The organism is Acidobacteriota bacterium (assembly GCA_034211275.1).
Taxonomy (GTDB): Bacteria; Acidobacteriota; Thermoanaerobaculia; order Multivoradales; family JAHZIX01; genus JAGQSE01.
Genome location: JAXHTF010000095.1, coordinates 1 through 24,885, shown reverse-complemented (window position 1 = coordinate 24,885; position 24,885 = coordinate 1). Strand labels below are relative to the sequence as shown.

Annotated in this window: 6 protein-coding genes; all 6 read right to left on the bottom strand. The window is 70.6% G+C overall.

The features are described 5' to 3' along the window. Nucleotides 1-2,017: condensation domain-containing protein (locus SX243_14965; protein MDY7094270.1), on the bottom strand; the 2,017-nt coding region annotated here is incomplete at its 3' end. Beyond that, nucleotides 2,010-11,960 carry an amino acid adenylation domain-containing protein gene (locus SX243_14960; protein MDY7094269.1) on the bottom strand — a complete coding sequence of 3,317 codons (9,951 nt, stop codon included), beginning with the start codon at nt 11,958-11,960 and terminating at the stop codon, nt 2,010-2,012. The genes SX243_14965 and SX243_14960, both read right to left, overlap by 8 nt. 33 nt (nt 11,961-11,993) lie before the next feature. Further along, entirely contained in the window at nt 11,994-13,868 is a 1,875-nt protein-coding gene (asnB, locus tag SX243_14955; protein MDY7094268.1) for an asparagine synthase (glutamine-hydrolyzing), read from the bottom strand. Nucleotides 13,869-13,977: 109 nt separating this feature from the next. Beyond that, nucleotides 13,978-18,759: an amino acid adenylation domain-containing protein gene (locus SX243_14950; protein MDY7094267.1), complete on the bottom strand. Its 4,782-nt coding sequence runs from the start codon at nt 18,757-18,759 to the stop codon at nt 13,978-13,980. Next, nucleotides 18,756-23,354 (bottom strand): amino acid adenylation domain-containing protein, encoded by a 4,599-nt coding sequence (locus SX243_14945; protein ID MDY7094266.1) that lies wholly within the window; start codon nt 23,352-23,354, stop codon nt 18,756-18,758. The genes SX243_14950 and SX243_14945 overlap by 4 nt, the downstream gene beginning before the upstream one ends. 19 nt (nt 23,355-23,373) lie before the next feature. Further along, the coding region (locus SX243_14940; protein MDY7094265.1) for a TauD/TfdA family dioxygenase at nt 23,374-24,885 on the bottom strand (1,512 nt) is incomplete at its 5' end.

Here is a 24,885-nt window from a genome sequence, read left to right as displayed (position 1 = left end):
GCTCCTGCTGGCGCTCCGCGGGCCAATCCCTCAGATCCTCGGTCGCCACCTCGTATTCCGGCACCTCGGCGGCGATCTGCTGCAGGCCGTCGGGGCGCACCACTGCGCGCAGCATGCCGTGGCGCCGGATCAGCTGATTCCAGGCGTCCGCCAAGCGCTGGAGGTCGAGACCGGGGATCTCGATCTCGGTGTAGGAATGGGTCGCGACATTGCCCAGCTCGACGCCGGAGCTGCGCCCCACCCAATAGGCCTGCTGCACCTCGGTGAGGGGGAAGGGCTCATCGGCGGACTGGGGCTCGGGAACCACCGCCGGCCTCACCAGCAGATCGTCCTCGCCGGTCCGGCGCAGCCGCTCCACCTCCCGCGCCAGCTGTCCCACCGTCGGAGCGGCGAAGAGCAGGCGTAGCGGTATGTCCAGGCGCAGCTCCCGGCGCAGGGCGTCCACCAGCTCCGCGGCGAGCAGCGAATGGCCGCCGAGCTCGAAGAAATCGTCCTCCACCCCCAGATCCTCGAAGCCCAGCACCCGCTGCCAGACGCTGAGGATGCGCTCTTCCAACGAGGAGCGGGGAGGCACGGCGGAGCCCTGTCCGCGACGGCGGCGAGGCGGCGCGTGGACCTGCGGGATCTGCTCCGCGGCCAGGACCTCGCCGAGCTCCGCCACCGCAGTCTCGGGACCGGCGGCGGCGAGGGCGCCGAGCAGCTGGCGCAGGTGGCGCAGGATCGTCTCGCCGGCGTCGTCGCGGTAGCGGGAGCGGTCGTACACCAGGTGCAGCCCCAGCCCCTCGCCGGGATTGATCAACAGGGTCAGGGCGTGATGGGTGCGGGCGCCGTGGTGCTCGAAGCCGCCCACCGTCAGCTCCGCCTCCCGGCGCTGAGCCAGATCCCGGGAGACGGGATAGTTCTCGTACACCAGCAGGCTCTCGAACAGCGGCTGGCTCCAGGGCACCTCGCTGGCCCGCCGCAGCACCGCTCCCGGCGTATGCTCCAGCTGGCGCATGGACAGATTGGTCTCCCGCAGGCCGTCCAAGAGCTCCCTCAGGCGCGTCGAGGCCGTCCAGGTCATGCGCAGCGGCAGGGTGTTGATGAACAGACCGACGGTGCGCTCGATGCCTTCCAGCTCCACCGGCCGGCCGGACACCGTGACCCCGGCGACCACGTCCATGGCGCCGGAGTAGCGGCCGCAGAGCAGACCCCAGGCCGCCTGCACCAGAATCGCCGGGGTCTGCCCCAGGGTCCGGGCGTTGGCGCGCAGGGCGTCGCTCTCCTCCCGGGACAGCTCGACGGAGACGTCGCCGTAGAGCGGCTCCGGCGGGCTGGTCATCTGCGGGGCGGGACGACCGATGCGGTTGGGCCGGGAGAAGCCGTGCAGACGCTTCCGCCACCGCCGATCCAAGCTCTCGTCGTCCTGCGCCTGCCGCAACCAGGTGAAATAGTCGCGATACGGCCGCGCCGGCGGCAGCTGCACCTCCCGCCCCGCCGCCAGGGCCCGGTAGCGGGTGAAGAGCTCCTCCAACAGCAGCGGCTGGCACCAACCGTCCATCAACAAGTGATGATGGTCCCACACCAAGTGGTGGCGCCGGTCTCCGGTGCGCAGCAGGGCCAGGCGCATCAGCGGCGGCTTGTTGAGAGCGAAGGGAGTGCGGCGGCTGTCCGCGGCGAGCTCCTCCAGCCGGCGCCGCTGGTCCGCCTCGCCCAGATCCCGCCAATCCTCGAAGCGGATCGGCAAGGACACGCTGCGCAACATCACCTGATGCGGCCGGTCCTGGTCCTTCCACACGAAACAGGTGCGCAAGGCGGCGTTGCGGTCCAGGGTGCCCTGCCAGGCCTGGGCGAAGAGCTCGCGATCCAGCTCCCCCTCGATGCAGCACACGAGCTGCTCGATGTGCACGCCCCGGTCCCCGGCCAAAATGCTCTCGAAGAGCATTCCCTGCTGCGCCGTGGTCAGGGGGAGGATCGCCTCCACCGCCTTGCGGGCGGCGGGGGCGGGGCTGCTGCGGTCCAGTGTTTGCTCAGCCAAGGTCGATCTCCCCCAGAATGCTGTCGAGCTGGTCGTCGGTGAGAGCGGACTCCGGGAAGTCGGAGGGGGCGTAGGCGGCGGTATCGGCCTCCAGGGAGGCCTGCACCAGCCGGTGCAGACTCTCCTCCACCGCCCCGCCGAGATCCTCCAGGGTCTCCCGCCGGTGCAGGTTTCGGCTGTAGGCGAAGAGCAGCCGCAGGCGGCCGGCCTCCACGCCCGCCGCGATCTCCAGCGGATAGGCCCGACGCTGCGCCGGATCGCGGACCGGCCCCGGCGAAGCCGACGCGGGGATGAAGGAGGACTCGGCGGGCAAGGCCCGGTCGAGGCGCCCGAGATAGTTGAACGCGACCTGGGAGGCGGGGATTGCCGCCAGCCGCTCCTCGATGGACCGGTCGCCGCGGCAATAGCGCAGCAGCCCGTAGCCGACGCCGCGATGAGGCACCGCCCGCAAGCTCTCCTTGACCCGCCGCAGAGCCGTGGTCGGGGGGTCCTCCGCCGAAACTTCGAGCAGCACCGGGTACAGCGAGGCGAACCAGCCGACGGTGCGGCTGATGTCCAGCCCGGCGGTCCACTCCAGCTCGTCCCGGCCGTGGCCTTCGAGGTCGATCTGCACCGCCGGCGAGCCGGTGTGCTGCGCCAGCGCCAGAGCCAGCGCCGTCACCATCACCTCTTCCGGCCGGGCGTGGGTGACCGCCGGAACCTCCTCCAGCAGCCGTTGGGTGACCTCCTCGCCGAGCTCCACGACGACGACGTCGTTGCTCTCCACCAGGTTCTCACCGTCCTCGTGGTCGAGGGCGAGGCGAGCGGCGCGGGACCAGCTCCGACCCGTCCACCAGTGGATCTCCTCGTCCAGCTCTCCCGCCGCCGCGGCTCGCGCCAACCGGCCGCTCCATTCCCCGAGGGGGACCGAAGCGGGCGGCAGGCTGATTTGTTGTCGATCGGGCTGTCCCGGCTCGGATTGTCCTGCCTCGGATTGCTGTGGTTCCAGCGCCCGATAGGCGAGCTCCAGGTCCTGCAACAACATGCGCCAGGACACGCCGTCCACCAGCAGGTGGTGGGCGCACAGCAGCAGATGCTGGGGGTCGTCCGGCCCGAGGTCGAAGAGCAGCACCCGGAACAACGGCCCGTGCTCCAGATCGAACCCCGCCTGCGCCGCCGCCGCTTCCGCCTCCAGGCGCTCCAGCCGCCGGTCCGGTGGCAGCGGCGCCAGGTCGCGCCGGGTGAAGAACTCCGCCGGCTCCCGGGACGAGTAGCGCTGGCCGCGGATTTCCTCGCCTTCGGACCCCCCGTGCTGGGGGAATACCAGCCGCAGGCCGTGGTGGATGCGCACCAGCTCTTCCACCGCCTGCCGCAGCGCTTCGCCGTCGAGGCGCCGACGGCTGGCCAAGAAGACGGTCTGGTTGTAGTGCTGGGGAGCTTCCAGGGCGAGCTCGAAGAATCGCCGCTGGATCGGCAGCAGCTCGATCTCGCCCTCCGGCACAGAGGCTTCCATCCCGGCGTGCTCGCTCCCGGTCAGAACCTCCGCGACCCGCGCCAGCCGGGACACCGTCGGATGCTCGAAAGCCTGCCGCGGCATCACGCCGATGCGCTGGGCGCGCGCTCGGGCGACGATCTGGATGGCCAGGATCGAGTCTCCGCCGACGGCGATGAAATCGTCATCGACGCCGATGGAGGGGCGCTGCAGCACCTCGCGCCAGATCTCCAGCAGCTTCGCCTCCAGCTCGCTCACCGGCTCGCCGCCGGAGGTCTCCGGCGATTCTTCCCGCGCGGGCCGCAAAGCCCGCCGATCCAGCTTGCCGCTGGCCGCCCGGGGCATCGCATCGAGACGCTGGAAGAGCGCCGGCACCATGTACTCGGGAAGCTTGAGCTCGAGCTCCCGTCGCAGCTCCGAGGCTTCTGCGGAACGCTCCGGGACGGCGGTCCAATAGGCCTCCAGCCGCTGATGGCCGGCGGCGGTGGCACGGGCGATGACCGCCACCTCGCGCACCGCCGGGTGCTGGGCCAGCACCGTCTCGATTTCCTGCAGCTCGATGCGGTAGCCGCGCACCTTGACCTGCTGGTCGCCGCGGCCCAAGTACACCAGCCGCCCCCGGGAGTCGATGCGCACCTGATCACCGCTGCGATAGAGCCGCTGACCGGGGCTGGTGGCGAAGGGATCCGGCAGAAAACGCTCGGCGGTGAGCCGGGGCCGGCGGCAATACCCCCGGGCCATCTGCCAGCCGCCGATGAGCAGCTCCCCCCGGGCTCCGGCGGGCAGCAGCCGAAGATTGGCGTCGACCACGTACAGCCGGTTGTTGGCGATGGGCTCCCCGATGGGTACCGCCCCCGGGGACGCGTCCCCCGCGGTGAGCTCGTAGACGCAACAGCCCACCACCGTCTCCGTCGGGCCGTATTCGTTGATCACCCGCTGCTCGGGCCGGCGCTGCGCCCAGCCCCGCAGCTGCTCACCGCGCAAGGCCTCCCCTCCCACCACCAGGCAACCGGGAGCCCACGACTCCGACTCCGGCAGCTGGCCTTCCAGAGCCTCCAGATGCGCCGGGGTGAGCTTGAGCAAGGCATGGCTCTCGCCGCGCCGCAGCTCCTCTAGCAGCGGATCGAGGCCCTCGCCCTCGGGCACCAGAGTGACCCGCGCCCCGGCGGCCAAACAGGCCAGCAGGCTGGTGACGGCGAGGTCGAAGGCAAAGGAGGAATGGAGCATCGCCCCGGGCGCCGCCGCCTCCAAGCGGTAGTTGCGGATCGCCCAGTGCAGGTAGCCGGCGAGAGCCCCGTGAGGCACCAGGATGCCCTTGGGACGCCCGGTGGAACCGGAGGTGAAGATCAGATACGCGGCATGATCCGGATCGAGGCCCGGGGTCTCCGGCATCGTCGGCTCGGCGACCGGCTCCGAGGTCGCGGCGGAAGCCTCCTCCGCTTCCCCCCAGAAGTCCCAAAGGTCCGCCTCCGCGCCGGCGGCCTCTTCCTCGAACTCCGCCCCGTCGAGGAGCAGCGTCGTCGGGCGCCGGGTAGGCAGTTGGAGCAGGAGCTCCGGACGGGTCAGCACCGCCACCGGAGCGCCGTCCTCGAACATCCCGGCGATGCGCTCCCCGGGCAATGAGGGGTCCACCGGCAGATAGGCTCCCCCCGCCGCCAATACCGCCAGCACCGCCACCACCATCTCCGGCCGCCGATCAAAGCACACCGCGACGACGCGGTCCGGGCCGACCCCGAGGGACTGCAGATGGTGGGCCAGCGGCCAGACCCGGGCCGCCAGCTCGCCGTAGGAGATGCGTTCCTCGCCCCAGGCAAGGGCCTGCGCCTGCGGCCGCGCCGCCGCATGAGCGGCAAAGCGGCGGTGGACGAAACACTCCGCCGGCTCCGGCTCGAGCCCCGGAGCGGGGTTGCGCTGCACCAACAGCTCAGCGCGCTCTTCTTCTCCCAGCAGCGGCAGCGCCGCAACCCGGGTCTCCGGAGCCGCCAACGCCGCCTCCACCAGAGTCGTCAGAGCCGACAGCCAGCTCTCGACGGTACGCCGGTCGAAGAGGTCGACGTCGTACTCGAAGGCCAGCACCAAGCCTTCCCGCCGCCGCTCTCCGAGCAGCGTCAAATCGAATTTGGCCACCGGCTTGCTCGGCTCCAGGGGCCGGATCTCGAGCCCCGGGACCTCCAGCTGCGTCCGTTGACGGTCCTGCCAGTCGAAGAAGATGCGCACGAAGCGCGAGCCGGCGCTGCCGTCCGGAGCACCGTCCTCCGAAGCTCCGCCGACGGCCCCGAGCCCCCGAATCAATCGATAGTAGGGCAGCTCCTGATGCACCGTGGCGTCGAGCACCGTGCGGCGAACGCGCCCGAGGAGCTGTTCGAAGGTTCGGCTGCCGTCGACCTCACAGCGGATGGGCAGGGTGTTGACGAAAAAGCCCAGCAGATTCTCGACCCCGGCGGAGCCCCGCAGGGTCACCGGCGTGCCGATGCCCAGGTCCCGGCGACCGGAGATTCGCCGCAGGAAGGCGAGGAATCCCCCGAGAAGCGTCATGAACGGGGTCACGTCGAGACGCCGGCTGAGCGCCTCGAGGCCTTGGGCCGTCGCCTCCGGCAGGCGCCGCTCCAAGCGTTCCCCGCGGAACGACGACAGCACCGGACGGGGCCGGTCGGTGGGCAGCTCCAAGGGCTCGAGCCCCTTCAGCTCCTCCCGCCACCAGGCCACCAGCGCATCCCCCCGGGGACCTTCGACCCGCTGAAGCTGCCAGACCGCCCAGTCGGCGTATTGGATCGACAGCTCCGGCAGCGGGGAGGCGGCGCCGGCGGAGGAGGAAGCGTAGAGCTCCGTCAGCTCGCGGACGAAGACCTCCATGGACCAACCATCGAACACGATGTGGTGAACCACCCACAGGACCAGGTGCCGCTGCTCCCCGAGATGCCACACCGCGAGGCGCCACAGCGGCCCCCGCTCGAGGTCGAAGGGCTGCCAGGCGAGCTCCTCCGCCTGCCGCCGAGCCTCGACCCAGGCTGCTTCCGCAGGCCCGTCGTCGAGAGAGAGCCCGTCGCCGAGGTGGGTGACGGCGGAAGCCGGCAGCACCCGCGCCGGGCTCCAGGCCTCGGAGTCCTCGAGCCCGTGGATCCGTTGCACCACCGAGTCGCCCACCTCCTCGAACCGCGTGCGCAGCACCTCGTGGCGACGCACCACCTCTCCCACCGCCTGGGCCAGGCGCTCTTCGTCGAGGCGGCCCGTCACCTCCAGCAGCACCGGCATGTTGTAGGCCCCGGAGGTACCGCTGACCCGGTGCAGGGAGAACAGTCGCTCCTGGCCCGGAGCCAGCGGCAGCCCCTCGGCGAGCCGCGGCACCGGTACCGGCCCCTCCTCCCGCTGCTCCCAATCCCGCTGCTCCGAAGGTGACTCCCGCAGCCTCTTCTCGAGACGCCGCGCCAGCTGCGCCGGCTGCGACGCCTCGAAGACGTCGAGCAGCTGGAGCCGGACACCGAAGCTCTGCTCCACGCGGTTGAGCAATCGCGTCGCCAGCAGGGAGTGGCCGCCGAGATCGAAGAAGCCGTCGTCCGGCCCCACGTCCTCGCGCCGCAGAAGCTCCTTCCACAGCCCCACCAAGACCTCCTCCACCGGACCCGCCGGAGCCCTGCGGGGAGCGGCCGCTTCGTCCGGCGGCGCCGGCAGCGCCCGCCGGTCCAACTTGCCGTTGGCGGTGCGGGGGAGGGCCTCCAGCTCGATCCAGCGGGACGGCAGCATGTACTCCGGCAGGCGCTCCATCAGCTGCTCGCGCAGATCGCGCTCTGGGGGAAGAGCTCCCGCGGCGGGCACCAGGTACGCCAGCAGGCGCTTGCCCTCGCCCTGGCCGTCCACCACCACCACCGCCTGGGCCACCGCCGGATGGTCTTCCAGGGCGGCGACGATTTCCCCCAGCTCGATGCGGTAGCCGCGGATCTTGACCTGCCAGTCGGCGCGCCCCAGGTAGACCAGCTCGCCGTCTTCGAGACGCCGGGCGAGGTCGCCGCTGCGATACATGCGTCCGCCGGCGGAACCGTGGGGATCGGGCACGAAGCGCTGCGCGGTGAGCGCAGGGCGGCCCAGATAGCCCTGGGCGAGCCCCGCCCCGGCGACACAGATCTCGCCGGTGACCCCCTTCGGCACCAGCCCCCCGGCACCATCGAGCAGCTGGATGCGCAACGACTCCAGGGGCTTGCCGATGACGCTCAGCCCCGCCTCGGCGTCCTTGCGGGTGATGGTCCGCAGGGTCACGTGGACCGTGGTCTCGGTGATGCCGTACATATTGACCAGCCGGGGACGCCGGTCGCCTAAGCGATCGAACCACGGCAGCAGCGAGGCCATCTCCAGCGCTTCGCCGGCGAAGATCACCCAGCGCAGCGCCGGAACCTCTCCGGCCCCCGCGGCGAGGGCCGCCGCCGACACCTGGCGGAAGAGGGTCGGCGTTTGATTGAGCACCGTCACCCCCTTCTCCACCACCCGGCGCCAGATCTCCGCCGGGCTCTGCACCACCCGGCGCGGCACCACCCACAGCAGGCCGCCCCAGGCCAGAGCGCCCCACAGCTCCCAAACGGAGACGTCGAAGGCGTAGGAGTGCAGCAGCAGCCAGACGTCGCCGGAGCCGAAGCCGTAGTGCCGCTGACCGGCGTCGAGCAGCGAGCCCACCGCCCCGTGGCTGACCACCACGCCCTTGGGCTTGCCGGTGGAGCCGGAGGTGTAGATGACGTAGGCCGGCATCTCCGGCGGCACCGCCCGGGGCGGCAGCGGATCTCCCGCCGACTCCACCAGCTCGGAGACCGCCGCCGTCTCGATGCCGAGCTCCGCCAGCTCCGCTTCCGATCCCAGCTCGCAGCGCAGCCCGGGGTCGCAGATCAGCCAAGAACAGGCGGCGTCGGAGAGGATGAAGCGGGCCCTCTCCGCGGGCACCATCGGATCCACCGGCACATAGGTGGCGCCGGCGCCGAGCACGCCGAGGATGGCCACCGGCAAATCGAGGTCGCGGCGCAGGAAGATACCCACCCGATGCCCCGTCTCGACCCCCCGCCGGCGCAGCGCCGTGGTCACCAGCGCCGCCCGCCGGGCCAGCTCGCCGTAGGTCAGCCGCTGGTCCCCGCAAGCCACCGCCGGGGCCCCGTCGCGCAGCTCCGCCTGCCGGTGGAAGCGGTCCATCAGCGAGCCCGGCGGCGCCGGCACCGGCGCCGGTCCCAAGAGCTGCGCCCGCTCGCCGTCGTCGACCAGCGGCAGGGTCCAAACATTCGCCTCCGGCGCCGCCACGATGCCCGCCGCCAGCAGCCGCAACGCCCGGGTCATGCGGTCCACGGTGGCGGCGTCGAAGAGCTGCCGGTTGTACTCCAGCTCGCCCTCGACCCCCTGCTCACCGACCGTCGCCAGCAGGGTGAGATCGAATTTCGCATCGCCGCTGGCCACCGCCACGGGCTCCATCGTCAGCCCCGGAACGTCGAGGCTTCGGCCGGCGGCGTTGTGGAGCACGAACCACACCTGGAAGAGGGGATTGAAGCCCAGCTCCCGCCCCCGCTGGAGCTCTTCCACCAGGGTCTCGAAGGCGACCCCGGCGTGCTCCTGAGCATCGAGCACGGTGTCCCGGACCACCGCCAGAGCCCGTTCGAAGGTGTCGGCGCCGTGCAGCTCGCTGCGTAGCACCAGGGTGTCCACGAAGAAGCCGATGAGGGGTTCCACCTCCACCTGACGGCGGCCGGCGCTGGGAGCGCCGACGGAGATGTCCCGCTGTCCGCAGAAGCGCGCCAGGAGGACCTTGAAGACCGCCAGCAGCGTCATGGAGGGCGTGGCTCCGGCAGCCCGTCCCCGCTGCACCAAGGCCTCCGTCAGCTCGGGCTCGAGGGCGAAGGGGCGGCGACCGCCGCGGTGATCCGGCCGCGCCGGCCGGGGCCGGTCCAGCGGCAGCTCGAGCACCTCCGGCGCCCCCGCCAACCGCCGGCGCCAATGCTCCAGCTCCGCCGCCTCGTCGAGGTGACGGTGGCGCCAATGGGCGTAGTCCCGGAACTGCAGAGCGAGCTCCGGCAGCTCCGGCGAGCGGCCGGCCCGACCCGCCCGGTAGAGCTCCCCCACCTCGCGCAACAAAATGCCCATGGAGTCTTCGTCGCAGACGATGTGATGGCTGACCAGGCACAGCGCGTGCTCGGCCTCGCCGAGACGCGCCACCGACAGCCTCAGCAGCGGCTCGTCGCGCAGATCGAAGGGCTGTTGGGCGAGGCGGGTCGCGGCCGCGGAGAAGGCCTTTCGCCGGGCCTCGCCGTCGAGACTGCGCAGATCGGTGAAGCGCCGCGCGATGGGCCGTGCCTCGAGGATCTCCTGCACCGGCCGCTCCTCGTGGCTGGTGAAGCGGGTCCGCAGGATCTCGTGCCGCGCCACCACCGCGTCGAGGCTGTCCCACAGGAGCTTGAGATCCAGCTCCCCGGACAGCAGGAAGGCGACGCTGACGTTGTAGGCGGTAGACCGGGGATCCAGCTGCTGGAGAAACCACAGACGCCGCTGGGCGGAGGTCTGGGGCACCTCCAGGTCGCGGGGAACGCGAATCACCCGCTCGGCGGCGGTGCCGCGGCCGGAGCTACGTTCCGTCACCTCCGCCGCCAGCTGCGCCAGGGTGGGACGCTGGAAGAAGACCGCCAGGGGCACCTCCGCGCCGCAGGCTTCCTGCACCCGCGCCAGAGCCCGGATGGCCAGCAGCGAATGCCCCCCGAGAGCGAAGAAGCTATCGTCGCGGCCAACCCGGGGCAGGCCCAGCACCGTCTGCCAGATCTCCGCCAGCCGCTCCTCCAGCTCTCCCCGGGGCGGCTCGAAACCCCGGCGCTGGCGATCCAGCACGCGGGGGTCGGGCAGCGCCTTGCGGTCCACCTTGCCGGTGAGGGTCCGCGGCAGATCGTCCAGCCGCAGGATCAGAGCGGGCACCAGAGCCTCCGCCAGGAGCCGGCTGCAATGACCCCGCAACTCCTCCCCGTCGAGCTCCGGAGAGCCGACGAAGTAGGCGCAAAGCTGCTGCTCGCCGGTCTCGCCGCGGTGCTCGACCACCGCCACGTCGTCGACACCGGGATGCTGGCGCAGGGCGTTCTCGATCTCCCCCAGCTCCACCCGCACGCCGCGCAGCTTGATCATCTGATCGCGCCGGCCGAGGAATTCGAGCTCGCCGCTGTCCAGCTCGCGGCCGTAGTCCCCGGTGCGGTAGAGCAGATCCTCGGGATCGTCGATCCAGGGATTGGGGCGGAAGACCTCGGCGGTGAGCTCGTCGAGGCCCAGATAGCCGTGGGAGCGGAACGGCGTGCGGACCCAGATCTCCCCGACGATGCCGGCAGGACAAGGCTGCCCCCGGCGATCCAGGATCATCGCCTCGGCGCCGCGCATGGGCTTGCCGACGGGAATGCTGGCGAGGCCTTCGTCGCCCGGCTGCACGACGTGGAAGAGCTTGGTGAGGGTCGTCTCGCTGGCACCGTAGAGGTTGATCAGCCGAGCCGCATCGCCGGCGGAGCGGAGCCATGCCTCGATGTCCGCCGGCAGCAGCCGCTCGCCGGCGAGAAATACGTGGCGCAGATGACGGAGCTGCTCCGCCTCGGGCGCCTGCGCCAGCAGGCCCCGGAGCAGCGACGGCACGCAGGACACCATGGTGACCCGCTCTTCTTCGAGCCAGGCGAGCAGAGCCTGGGGGTCGAGCACGGTGTTGCGGGACGGCGGGATGCACAGCGTGCCGCCGGCCAGGAGCGGCGTGAAGGCGTCGCGGAGAAAGGCGTCGAAGGCCGGGGAGGTCAGCTGAGCGCCACGGCACCGGCGGTCGAGGCCGAAGGTGTCGAGCATCCAAACCAGGTAGTGATCGAGGGCCCGCAGCCGGCCCACGATGCCCTTGGGCTCGCCGGTGGAGCCGGAGGTGAAATAGACGTAGCAACGGCCGTCGGGATCCCAGGTCACGTCCGGGGCTTCGGTCGGCGTCGCCGCCTCCGGAGGCGACAGCTTCAGCCCGCCGTGATGACCCGAGGCGCCGTTCATGGCCAGCACCGTGGGAGCCAGCCCGGTCTCTCTCAGGGCCTCGGCGAGGCGCGGGAAAGAGCCCTCCTCCACGAGACTGTCTCCCACAAGACAGTGGGTTGGGCGGACCTGCTCCAGCATCGACGCCCAGCGGCGGAGCGGAGCGGCGGTGTCGAAGGGCACGAAGCAGCCGCCCGCCTTGAGCACCGCGAGGATCGCCACCACCACGTCCGCCGACCGCGGGCTGACCACGGCCACCGCCCCCTCCGGCTCCAAGCCCGCCGCCAGCAGGGCATGGGCCAGCCGGTTGGAGCGCTCCTCCACCTCGGCGTAGGAGGTGGTTCCATGCTGTTCGGAGAAAGCCGGCGCCGATCCCCGATCCTCGGCGACGGCGCGCCATAGATGATGCAGGGGGGTCCGCCGGGGACGAGCCACGGCGGCGGGAGCGGCGGGGGCTGGCGATGAATCAGTCAAAACGTTCATCCTCTAGGCTCGGCTGCCCGGTGCGTCGGCATCTCAGGTCAGGCATGGCAGCTCAAAGTGATCGACCAGCAGACCGGTGGTCAGCACGATGGTCAGCAAATCGGTTTCGAAGGGCACCTCGAGGGCGAAGCCGGGCTCGCTGTAGCGCCGCAGCAGCCTCTCCACGGTGTCCGGATTGAAATAGCCCTGGCGGCGGATTCGCTCCGGGGAGAGCTGGTCCATCAGCCACGGGTGGCCGGTGCGCAGCAGCTCCGGGCTGCCGGGGGCGTTGAAGCCGAACTTCTGGCGCCGCACGATGGAGCTCGGCACTCGGGCCTCGGCGACCCGCTTGACCAGGTATTTCTCCTCCCCGTCGCACAGCTTGAGCCCGGTGGGCAGCCGGGTGGCGAAATCCACGATCTGAGTCGAGAGGAACGGGAAGCGGGCTTCCACGGAGTGCGCCAAGGCCATGCGGTCGCCGTGGTCGCTGAGCAGGTGATCCGCCATGCGCAGCTTGAAATCGAGATACGACCGCTGGTGGATCGGATGCCGGCCGGCCAGCCTCTCCGGCTTCACCAGCTGCTGGGCCAGGCAATCGAAGTCGCCCAGCTGCTCGAGCACCGCCTCGGAATAGAGCGCCTGGCTGATCTCCCGCTGGGCGACGTAGCGGTTCTCGTAGGCGATCTCCCCGTCGCCCCACAAAGAGCACCGGACCTCCTCCTCCAAGGCCGCTTCCAGCTCGTCGTCGAAGCCCATGCCCAACCCGTCCTGGTCGAAGCGGTAGCCCACGTAGCCGGCGAACAGCTCGTCCGCTCCCTCGCCGGTGAGAATCACCGTCACCCCGGCGCGCCGGGCGCTTTCGGACAGCGCCAGAGAACAGGTGTTGTAGGTCTCCTTGACCGGGCATTCACAGTGAGCGGCCATGGTCTCGAGGCGCTCGATGACCTCCGTGGGGCCGAACTCGATGGGGTGATGCACCGAGCCCACGGTCTCCGCCATCAGCTCCTGGTAGCGCACCTCCGACCGCTGCTCGGCGCCGAAGCCGATGGAGAAGGAATGACGGCGCACGCCGGGAGTGGCGTCGGAGACCAACGCCGCGATGAGCGAGGAATCGAGACCGCCGCTGAGGTAGAAACCCACCTCGACGTCCGCCTGCAGCCGCCGCCGCACCGAGCGCTCCAAGAGCTCCTGCAGCTCGTCCCGGGCCGCCTCCTCGCTCACCGCCGCCAGCTCGGCGCTCTCCTCCCGCCGGGGATAGACCAGGTCCCAATACTCGCGCTCCTGCACCTCGCCGTTCTGCACCACCAGACAATGGCCCGGCCGCAGGCTGCGGACGCCGGCGAAGAAGGTCCGCGGGCTGACCAGGCCGGGGAACATCAACACCTGGTCCAGGCCGCCGAGGTCCACCCGGGGCCGCAGCGCCGGGTGCCGCAGGAGGGCCTTGATCTCCGAAGCGAAGAGCAGCCGGCCGTCCACCACGGACCAATACAGAGGGCAGATGCCGAAGGGATCCCGGGCCAGCACCAGGCGGCGGCGCGTCCGGTCGTAGAGGACACAGGCGAATTGCCCGTCCAAGCGGTCGAGGAAGGCGGTGCCGAGGTCCTCGTAGAGATGAGCCAGCACCTCCACGTCCCCCTGGGTGGAGAGCCGATGCCCCTTTTCTTCCAGCTCCCGCCGCAGATCCCGGTAGTTGAAGATCTCGCCGTTGCAGGCCAGGACCACCGAGCCGTCCTCGTTGGTCAGCGGCTGCTCGCTGCCCTCGAGATCGATGATGGACAGGCGGCGGAAGCCCAGAGCCAGGGTCTCGTCGTGCCACGCGCCCTGGGAGTCGGGGCCCCGGTGGACCAAGGCCTCGGCCATGGCCACGGCCAGCTCGGGCTCCACCCGGTGGCTGCCCCGCAGATCGAAGATTCCGCTGAAGCCACACATCAGACGCACCTGCTCATTGCGGGAGCCGGGCTCATTGCGGGAGCCGGGCTGATAGCGGGAGCCGGGCCGATGACGGGAACCGGGCCGGCGGCGGAGATGGGGCGGTGAGCTACCACGAGTCCAGCTCCTTGGTGAAGCGGCCGGCGGGGACCGGCTCCTCGGCGGCGAGGGCGAGCTCCGAGAGGGGACGATCCGGAGCCTCGACGATCTCCTCCAGGAAGGTGATCAGCTGCTGCACCATGCGATCGACGGCGGCGGCGGTGAAGCGATCCCGGTTGTAGGCCAGCAAACCCTCGATGCGGTCGCCCCGCTCCGCCAGCTCGAGGGCCAGCTCCGCCTGGGCGGCGAGGCGCTCCGGCACGATGGGCTGAAGGGTCAAATCCGGCACCTCGATAGGCACCAGGGGGAAGTTCTGCATCAGGAAGAGGACCTGCGGCACCGGCAGCGCCGCGCCGTCGCCCTGGGGCTCGAGGGCTCGCATCACCAGCTCGTAGGGAACCTCCTGGTGGGCGAAGGCGTCGAGAGCCGTGGCCCGCACCCGGGCCAGGAGCTGGCGGAAGCCCGGGTCGTCGCTCAGATCCGCCCGCAGGATCAAGGTGTTCAAGAAGAGGCCGATGAGATCTTCGGTCTCCAGACGCCGGCGGCCGGCGATGGGAGCGCCGACGCGCACGTCGCTCTCCCCGGTGAGCCGCCAGAGCAAGGCTTGGAAGGCTGCCAGCAGCGTCATGAAGAGAGTGGCGCCGCAGCGCCGGGCCAGCTGCCGAAGCCCGCCCGCCAGCGAAGCGGAGAGCAGCACCGGCCGCGCCGCGCCGCGGAACGTGTTCTCCGCAGCCTCGCGGCGGGCCGCCGGCAGCTCGAGCCGGGGCGCCGGGCCGCCGAGCACCTGGTGCCAATGCTCCAGCTCCCCCCGCAGGTGCTCGCCGGAAAGCGAGCGTCGCTGCCAGACGGCGAAGTCCGGGAATTGCACCGGCAACGGCGGCAACTCCGCCGGCTCTTCGGTCAAGCCGCCGCGGTAGGCCGTCACCACCTCCCGCACCAGCAGTCCCATGGACCAACCGTCGCTGACGATATGGTGCAGGGTCACGTGCAGCGCGTGCTCCCGCTCTCCCAGCCTCAGCAGCAGCCAGCGCAGCAGCGGCCCCCGCCGTAGATCGAAGGGGCGGCCCACGGCGGCGGTGAGGAGCTCGGCCTCCCGGCTCCTCCGGTCCTGCGCCGAGAGCCTCCGGAGGTCGACCACCGGCAGCGGCGGCGCCCACGGAGCGACCACCCGCTGTCTTGGCTCCCCGTCGCGCAGCTCGAAGACGGTGCGCAGCGCCTCGTGGCGCTCCACCACCCGCCGGAGGGCGGCGGCGAGGATCTCCGGCACCAGATCACCGTCCAGGCGCAGGCCGGCCTGGACGTGAAACGCCGGATCACCCGGGCTGAGGCGATCCAGCAGCCACAGCCGTTCCTGAGCGAAGGACAGGGGCACGCCCTCCTCTCGCACTGCCGCATTTCGAACGACCGCGTCCCGGGCCAAAGGTTCCAAGGGCAGCTCTGCCTCCGCGGTGCGGGCCAGCGCTTTCTGGACCTGCTCCGAGAGCTCCAGGACCGTCGGCGCTTCGAGCACCGAGCGCACCGAGAGATCGACCTGGAAAGCGCGCCGCAACCGGGAGACCAGCTGGGTCGCCACCAGCGAGTGGCCGCCGAGCTCGTAGAAATTCTCGTCGATACCCACCGCCGGAGCCCCCAGCACGTCGGCCCAGATCTCCGCCATCGCCTGCTCCAACGGCGTCCGCGGCGGCCGCAGGTCTCCGAGGCGCTTCTCCGCTTCCGGCCGCGGCAGCGCCCGCCGGTCCAGCTTGCCGTTGGCGGTGAGGGGAAATCTCTCCAGCCGCATCAGGTGCGCCGGCACCATGTGCTCGGGCAGGCGCTCGAGCAGATAATCCCGCAACGCCCGCGGGCCCCACGGCCGGGGCTCCGTCTCCCTGGAATTCGAGCTCGCCTCCGCTTCGGGAATCCAATAAGCCACCAGCCGCAGGCCGCCGCCGCCCCGCGAGCCGGCGGCGGGAGAATCCTGGGCCAACACCACCGCTTCCCGCACCGCCGGATGCTCGGCGAGGACGGCGGCGATTTCCCCGGGCTCGATGCGGTAGCCGCGAATCTTCACCTGCTGGTCGAGGCGGCCGAGATATTCGAGCTCCCCGCGGCCACCGGCTGCCGGCTCCTCGAAGCCAGAGCTCGAAGATCCCGCCCAGCGGGCTCGGTCACCGCTGCGGTAGAGGCGCTCGCCCGGCCGGACGGCGTAGGGATCCGGCGCGAACCGTTGCGCGGTGAGCGCGGGCCGGTTCAGATAGCCCCAGCTCACCCCGCCACCGCCGACGCAGATCTCCCCGGCGGCGCCCGCCGGCAGCAAGCCTCCGGCGGAATCCAGGATGTAGACGGCCAAGTGCTCCAGGGGCTCGCCGATGACGCTCGCCGCCCCCAGATCCCCGGCGGTGATCTCGCGCCAGGTCACGTGCACCGTGGTCTCGGTGATGCCGTACATATTCACCAGCCGCGGACTCGCGGGATGACGCTCCAACCAGGGACGCAGACTTCCCGGGTCCAAGGCCTCGCCGCCGAAGATCACCCAGCGCAGAGCCAGAGCCTGGGCCGGGGGTTGGAACCGGGCGTCGACCCGGATCAGCTCGCGAAAGGCCGACGGCGTCTGATTGAGCACGGTCACCCCCTCGCGGCCGAGGAGGTCGCGGAAGGCCTCCGCCGAGCGGGCGGTTTCCCGGGGGACCACCACCAGCCGTCCGCCGTAGAGCAACGCGCCCCAGATCTCCCAGACCGAGAAATCGAAGGCGTAGGAGTGGAAGAGAGTCCAGACATCCTGCGCCTCCCCGGCGCCTCGGGCATGAAAATCGAAGCGCGCCTCCGTCGCCTGGAACAGCCGGACCACGTGACGGTGCCCCACCAACACTCCCTTGGGCTGGCCGGTGGAGCCGGAGGTGTAGATCACGTAGGCCGGGCTCCCAGGAAGCGCACGATCCAGCGGCGACCGATCCAGCAGCGTCGCCGGTCCGCCGGCGGCGGAGCCGTTGGGGCCGAAGCTGCCGTCTTCAAGGCGCAGGACCCCGACGGAGATCCGGCGCGAGCCGCGGCCGGACTCTTCGGCCGCTGGGGACGCCCACAAATCCGCCAGGGAGCCTTGACAGATCACCCACCGGGTTCCGCTGTCGGCGGCCATGAAGCGCAGGCGATCCCGCGGGTAGGCGGGGTCCAAGGGGAGGTAGGCGGCGCCCGCCTCCAGCACCGCTAACAGCGAGATCACCAGCTCCGAGCCGCGTTCGAGGCAGACTCCGACGATCTCTCCGGCCTCGACTCCCGCTGCCACCAGCCATCGGGCCCGCACCGAGACCTGCTCCGCCAGCTGACCGTAGGTGAGAGTCCGATCCCCGTCGGTCAGGGCCGCCCTCTCCGGCGCGGCGGCGGCCTGCTGGCAGAAGAGCCGGATCAGCGTCGAGGTCTCCGACGGGGCCAGAGTTCCCGCCCCAACCAGCTGCGAACGCTCGGCGCGGGAGAGCATCTCGATCTCGCCGAGAGCTCTCCCGGAATCCCCCAGAAGCGCCGGCAACAAGCGCCCGAGGTGACCGATCATGCGCGCGGCGACGGCCGCCGAAACCCGCCCGGGGTCATGCACCGCCGTGAGCCGCAGCCGTTCTCCGGGGACCACGACGAAGGTGAGGGGATAGTCGGTCCGCTCGAAGAGACGGAAGTCCTCGATTTGCAGGTCCAGCCCGTACTCGGCGGACTCGGGCCGCGGATAGTTCTCCACCACCAAGAGGGTCTCGAACAGGCGCTGCTCCTGAGGCACCGGGCTCCAGGCCTGGACCTTCGGCAGGGGCAGAAAACCGTGCTCTTGGGCTTCGCTGGAAAAGTCTTGCAGCCGGCGCAGATAGTCCCCGGCGGTCTCGTCCTCGTCCAACCGCACCGGCAGCGGCAGCGTGTTGATGAACAAGCCGACCGCCTCAGCCGCCCCCTCGAGGTGCTGCGGCCGGCCGGAAACGGTCAGGCCGAACACCACCTCCCGGCGCAGGCTCCAGCGGCCGAGCAACAGGGCCAACGCCCCCTGCACCGCCGTGGCCAGGGAGACCCCGAAGGCCCGCGCTGCATCGAGGACGCGGGCCGTGGCCTCCGGCGAGAGATCGCAGTGGGTCTCCTCCGGCGGCGCGTCGGAAGCGGCGTCTCCCCGGGGCAGATCGAGGCCGTGGCCCTCGTCCAGTCCGGCAAGGGATCTTCGCCAGAACCGTTCCGCCGCGGTCAGATCCCGCTGGCGCTGGTAGCTCACGTAGTCGCGGAACGGCAGACCCCGCTGGAGCGCAGGAGACGGCGCCGCCGCAAGGTCATGGGAAGCGCCGGCAAGGGAAGCACCAGCATAGAAAGTGAGCACCCGACGCAGCAGAAGAGCCACCGACCAACCGTCGAGGATGATGTGATGGTGGGTCCAAACCAGCTGCCAGAGGCGGTCCTCGAGACGAAAGAGCAACAGCCGCATGAGCGGAGGACGAGCCAGATCGAAGCCCCGGCGGCGGTCCTCATCGAGCCGTTCCTCAAGCTTCCGCCGCCGCTCATCCTCGGTCTGCCCGCGCCAGTCCTCGCGCATCAGATCCAACGGCGCCCGGCGGAAGACCGCCTGCAGCGGCTCCTCCCGGCCTTCCCAAAAGAAGCCGGTGCGCAGCACGGGATGCCCTTCCACCGCCCGCTGCCAGGCCCGTTCGAGGGCCTCCACGTCCAGCTCCCCACGCAGCCGATACGACGCCTGCTCGACGTAGGTACCGCTGCCCGGAGCGTAGAGAGTGCGGAACAACATCCCCTGCTGGAGGGGAGTCAGCGGATAGATGGCTTCCAGGTCGCGGCTGTTCATGGCTTCACCGAGACCTCTCCAAGATCGGCCAGGAAATCGTCCAGACCGGCCTGATCGAGACCGGATTCCGGGAAGTCCGACGGCGTCGCGCCGCCGGCCCCCTCTTTCCCGCAATGCGCCAGTAGCGCCCGCACTTCCTCCAGCAACGCATCCGCCAGGCGAGCTACCGTCGTCTGTTGGTAGACCCGAGTGCTGAAGGTCCAGGTGACCTCCAACCGGCCCTCCACCACGCCGGCGGTGACCGTCAGCGGCGAGGGCCGGCGGCCGGCACCGTCGCGGGTGTGTCCCACCGGCCGGCTGATCAGCTCCAGGGAGCCCGTGGTGTGGTGGCTCCACCGGCCCAAATAGTTGAAGCTGAGCTCCGGCCGAGGCAGCCGGGCGAGGCTGGCGCGGTCCTCCGGCGAGCCGTAGTAGCGCAGCAGCCCGAAGCACAGTCCCCGATGGGGCACCCTCCGCAGCTGCTCCTTGACCGTCTTGAGCCGCCCCGCGTAGGTGCCGTCGCCGCCGAGGTCGAAGCGCAGGGGAAAGAGGCTGGTGAACCAACCGACGGTGTGGGCCGGATCGAGATCCTCGAAGATCGGCTCCCGGCCGTGGCCTTCGAGCTCCAGGAGCACCGCGTTCTGACCGCTCCACGCCGCCACGACCTGCACCAGGGCGGTCACCAGGAAATCCTCCACCCCGGCCCGATAGGCCGCCGGCGCGGTCTCCAGGAGCTCTTGGGTCGAAGCCTCGTCGAGACGCCGCAGGACGGTTTGGGCCGTAGCCTCCAGGGGCTCGTCGCCCGCGAAGTCCCTGGGCAGCGGCAGCGCCCCGCCGGCGCCTTGCTCGAGCCAAAAAGGCAGCTCCGAGCGCACCGCGCCGGTGCCCGCATACTGCTCGAGGCGCAGAGCCCAGCGCCGGTAGGAGAGGCCTTGGGGCACCCGCCGCTGGTCCGCCGGCGGCGGCGCCTCGGCTTCGAGCTCCTGGGCCAGATCCTGAAGCAGCAACCGCCAGGACACTCCGTCGGTCACCAAATGGTGGATGACCAGGAGCAACAGCGAGGGCTCGCCGGACCCCGGGTGAAAGGTCGCCGCCGCCATCACTCGACCCGCCGCCAGGTCCAGGCTGCGCTGGAGCTCTTCCGCGCGGGCGAGTAGAACGTCGTCCAGCTCCTGGCCGGGAGCGAGATCCGCCACCTCATACCGGACAACCTCGAAGCCGTCCGGCGCCGGCTGGATCTCCTGCCGCCAACCGTCCTCCGACGTCAGAAAACGCGCCGCCAGCATCGGATGGCGCTGCCGCAGCCGTTGCAGCGCACCCTCCAGGCGAGAGTTGTCGGAGAAGATCTCGGAGCGCAGCCAAACCGCCATATTCCAGTGGCTCCGGTCGGGTACCGGGAGCTCGAAAAACCAGCGTTGGATGGGGGTCAGCGGCGCACTTCCCCACACTTCCTCGGCCTCGTCGTCGGGAGCCGTCAGCTCCCGAGCCACCGCCGCCAGCTGCGCCACCGTGGGATGCTGCACCAGCTGCCGGACCGTGATCTCGAGCCCCGCCTGACGCGCCCGATACACCACCTGGGTGCTGAGAATGGAGTCGCCGCCGAGCTCGAAGAAGCCGTCGTCGACACCCACCGCCTCGACTCCCAGAACCTCCTGCCAGATCTTCACCAGCCGTCCCTCGGCGGCCGAGACGGGTGCCCGATAACGCTGTCCGCGGGCCTTGGAACCAGGCTCGGGCAAAGCCTTGCGATCCACCTTGCCGCTGGCCGCCACCGGCAGGCGGTCGAGAAAGGACCACAGCCCGGGCACCATGGACGCCGGCAGCTGGGTCGCCGCATAGGTTTCGAGCTCCTGCGCCGCGGGCACCGCTGCCGCCGCCACGATCCAGGCCGCCAGCCGGCCCTCGTGCTGCCCCACCACCGCCCGCTCGACGCCGGGGTGGCGCTCCAAAACGGCCTCCACCTCGCCGGGCTCGACGCGCATGCCGCGCACCTTCAGCTGGCCGTCGATGCGGCCCCGGTGGACCCAGCCGGCACCGGGCAGCCAGCGCGCCAGGTCGCCGGACCTGTAGAGGCGGGCTCCCGATTCCTTGGCGAAGGGATCGGGGACGAAGCGCTCGGCGGTCTGGCCGGGCTGGCCCAGATAGCCCCGGGCCAAGCCTTCACCGCCCAGGTAGAGCTCGCCGTCCATTCCCACCGCCACCGGCTCGAGATCCGCGTCCAGAGCGTAGGCCCGGGTTCCGGGAATGGGCCGGCCGATGGGCAGGGCCCCAGATAGCGGCGCCCCGAAAGGCGGCTTCCCGGGAGCCAGCTCGTGGACGCTGCAGCCGACGGTGGCCTCCGTGGGCCCGTACTCGTTGATCACCCGCAGCCTCGGATCGGCCTCCCGCCAGGGCGCCACCGCTTCGCCGGCCACCGCCTCGCCGCCCAAGACGAGGGTGCCGACGCCGGCGAAGGGCTGCTCCTCCGGCAGGACCCGCCGCAATGCCCGCAGATGGGTGGGAGTGAGCTTGAGCAGCGAGCAGGCGCGGCGAGCGAGGGCTTCCGCCAACGGATCCCCGCCGGTGGGATCCTCCGGCACCAGCAGCACCCGGGCGCCGTGGGCCAGAGGAGCCAGCAGGCTGGTGACCACCAGGTCGAAGCTCTCCGGCGAGTGCAGCACCACCGTCTCGCCGGCGCCCAGCGGATAGGCCTCGCCGCACCAGCGCAAATAGCTGGCGAGGGCACCGTGGGAGATCACCACCCCCTTGGGCGTGCCGGTGGAGCCGGAAGTGAAGAGCACGTAGGCAGCATCTTCCCGATGCGTCGACCCGGGGAGCTCTTCGCCGGGGGGCACCTCGAGGGCGAGATCCACCGTCTCGACGGGCACTCCCAGCGCCGCTCCGGCCTCGGCGGTCTGCCCGCGCACCAACAGGAGCTCGGGCTCGGCGCTGGCGAGGATGCGGCGGATCCGCTCCGGCGGGTCGGCGAGCCCCAGGGGAACATAGGCAGCCCCGCTCTCCAGCACCGCCACCACCGCCACCAAAAGCTCCGGGGTGCGGCCGGTGAGAATCCCAACCCGATCCTCCGGCCCGATGCCCCGCGCCCGCAGCTTGCGCGCCAGAGCCCGGACGTGGCGGGCCAGCTCGCCGTAGGTCCACTCCACTGAGGAGCCTGTCGATGAGGATTCCGTCGCCGAACCCAGCACCTCTACCGCCACGGCCTCCGGAGCCTCCAGCACCCGCCGGCGCCAGAGCTCGAGCATCAGCGGCGCCGGCTCCCGGGACTCTCCCATCGCCGCCTCTTCCAGCACCCACCGCCGCTCGTCCCAGGCCCGGTGATCCAGCTCACCGAGGCTGGTCTCGGGGGCCGCCACCGCCCTCGACAGCAGCGCTTCCAGCTGACCCATCAGGCACTCCGCCGCCGCCTGGGGGAGCACGGAGGGAGCGAATTCACACCGCAGCTCGATCTCCCGACCCTTGCGCCAGGCCCGCAAACCCCAGCGGCCGGGCAGGTCATCCGCCGCCGCCCGCCGGACCACCCACCCCGCGACGTTCTCCCGCTGAGCTTCGGCGGTACCGTTCCACGCGAAGCACACGGGCAGGCCGGAAACCCGCCCCTCGCTCGCCTCCAGAGCCTGCTCTACCGGCAGCTCCTCCTCCAGCGTGTGGCTCAAAGCCAGACCGACCCGGCCGACGGCGTCGCGGAAGCGCAAGGCGGAGGACAGCTCCAGGGCCGGCGCATAGCTGGTGACGAAAGCGCCCAGCGCCGCTTCCAGCTCCTCGGCGAACTCCCGGCCGTCCACCGCCACCGACATCGCCAATCCGTCGCCGCCATCGTGGCGCAGCAGCAGCCATCGCCAGGCGGCGAGGAGCACCGCCTCCGGACCGGTCCCCTCTTCCTCGGCCAGGCTCAGGAGCCGCGCCGAGGCCTCCTCGGACAAAGTCGTCCCGATCTGCCGCCGCTCCAACCAGCTCTCGGTCCCCGCCGGCCGCTCCAGGCCCAGCGTCGGGCCGGCGCTCCAGTCGGTCTCCGGTAAAGACCCCATCAGCTGCTCCGCCAGCTGTTCCATTGTCGCGTTCTGCCACGCCGCCACCTGGGCGTATTGCAGCTCCGGAGGCCGCAAACCGCTGCCTCCCCGGTGGTAGGCCTCGGCGACGGCGCGCACCCAGAAATACAGCCCGGCGGTATCCATCCCCAGCGCCGGCGCGGAGAACAGCAGCGTGGAGACCCCTTCTCCGGCGTGCACCACCCAAACTTCCGCCGAGCGGTCCTCGAGCACGCTCCGAGGCTCCCGCAGAGAACGCCACAGGCCCTCCAGGAGGGCTTCCCGATCATCGGATCCCCGACTTGCACCCTGGGAGGGTGCACCCTGCTCGGAGAGATCCTTGCGCTGTATCGGCGGCGGCGTCTCCGCCAGCCGGTGCACGGGCCTGCGAAGCCCGGCGACCCGCTGGTAGCTGGTGCGCAGGATTTCGTGATCCTGGCCCACGGCTTTCACCGCCCGTTCCAACCGCTCCTCGTCGAGCTCGCGCACCTCCACCCAAGCCACGCTGCGCCCCAACCGGCCCTGGGGCGCGGCGAACCACAGCTGCCGCTGTTGCGGTGCGAGAGGGATCACTGAGAGCTCTTCGGTCATGGAATCGGTCTCCGTCGGCTCAGGCTCGGGCATCGAAGCTGCCCATGTCGCCCATGGCCACCAGCAGCTTGCGATCTCCTTCGTAGGGGTTGCGGGCGTGGGCACAGAGCACGTTGTCGAGCAGCATCACGTCCCCGGTTCCCCAGCGCTGTACCGCCTCCAGGCGCTCGTAGACCTGGAGGATGTGATGCATGTGCTCGTCGGGAATGGGGCTGCCGTCGCCGAAGGTGCAGGAGCGCGGCAGGTCCTCCTCGACGAACAAGAAAGTGAGGGATTCGCGGGTGGCGTCGTCGAGACAGGCGGGATGCCAATGCTGCGCCTGGTTGAACCAGCTCTTCTCCCCGGTCACCGGATGCTCGATGACCGCCGGCCGCAGGCATTCCGTGCGCAGACCGCCGTCATCCCGCCAGTGGAATCGAAGGCGGTTCTCCCGGCAGTAGTCCTCGACCACCCCCCGGTCGTCGGTCTGGAAGACCTCCTGCCATTCCAGCCCCATGCCGCGGCCATAGTTGCGGCGATAGAGCACCCCGAGCTCCTCGAAGCGGCTCCGGATCTGCGGATCGATGGCCTGGTAGACCTGCCGGCTATCCGCCACCGGCGTCTCGCCCCCGCTGGCGGCGGGCTGAACGCTGCAGAAGATGATCTTGCCCGGCCAGCGGTAGTTGAAGGAGTTCTCGTTGTGCCAGAGCAACTTCTTTGCCGGCGAATAGAACACCGGCGTGTAGACATTGCCGGAAACGCTTTCGTGGGGATGCTCCCCGTTCTCGTCGAATAGGGTGTCGCAGACGGTGGTGGCGAAGCGCTCGAAGTACTCGGGCTCTTTGACTCCGAAGCCCCGGAAGAACAGTGCGCCGTGGGTGCTCAGATCCCGCAGCACGCTGTCGCGCTCTCCCGACAGCCATTCGACCAGATCGACCCCGTCGGTGGCGGGCTCGAAGATCAGCGGCAGCGAGCTGCCCACGGGCTGCGAGCGCTCGACCAACTTGCCCGCAACGGGAGTGGCGGCAGGGCTCTTCTTGAACGAGGCGAGGGAAGGCTTCTTCATCTTGGACTCCTGCGCGGTCGATGGGTTCTTGCCTGCGATGACCAGAGATTGGCGCAGCCTCTCCAGGCGACAGGACGGTTGGGAAACGATCAGCGAAAGCAAGGCGTCGAAGCCTCGCAGCCAGCCCCGGACCGTGGCGGGCTCGAAGAGATCCGTGGAGTAGTTGGCCCACCCACCGAGAGCACCCTGGCGCTCCCACAAAGCCACCACCAGATCCTGCTGAGCCACCCCCTTCTCCACCGGAATCGGCTCGAGCTCCACCCCCGCCAGATGCAGAGGCTCGAAGGGGGTGTTCTGTACGATCAACTTGACCTGGAAGAGGGGCGACCGGTCGAGGCGGCGCTCGACGCCAAGGGCGTCCACCACGCGGTCGAAGGGAACGTCCTGGTGCCCGTGGGCGAAGAGGGCAGCGCTCTCGGTGCGCTCCAGCAGCTGGTGGAAGGTCGGATCCCCGCGCAAGTCGCCGGTCAGGACCAGCTGGTTGAC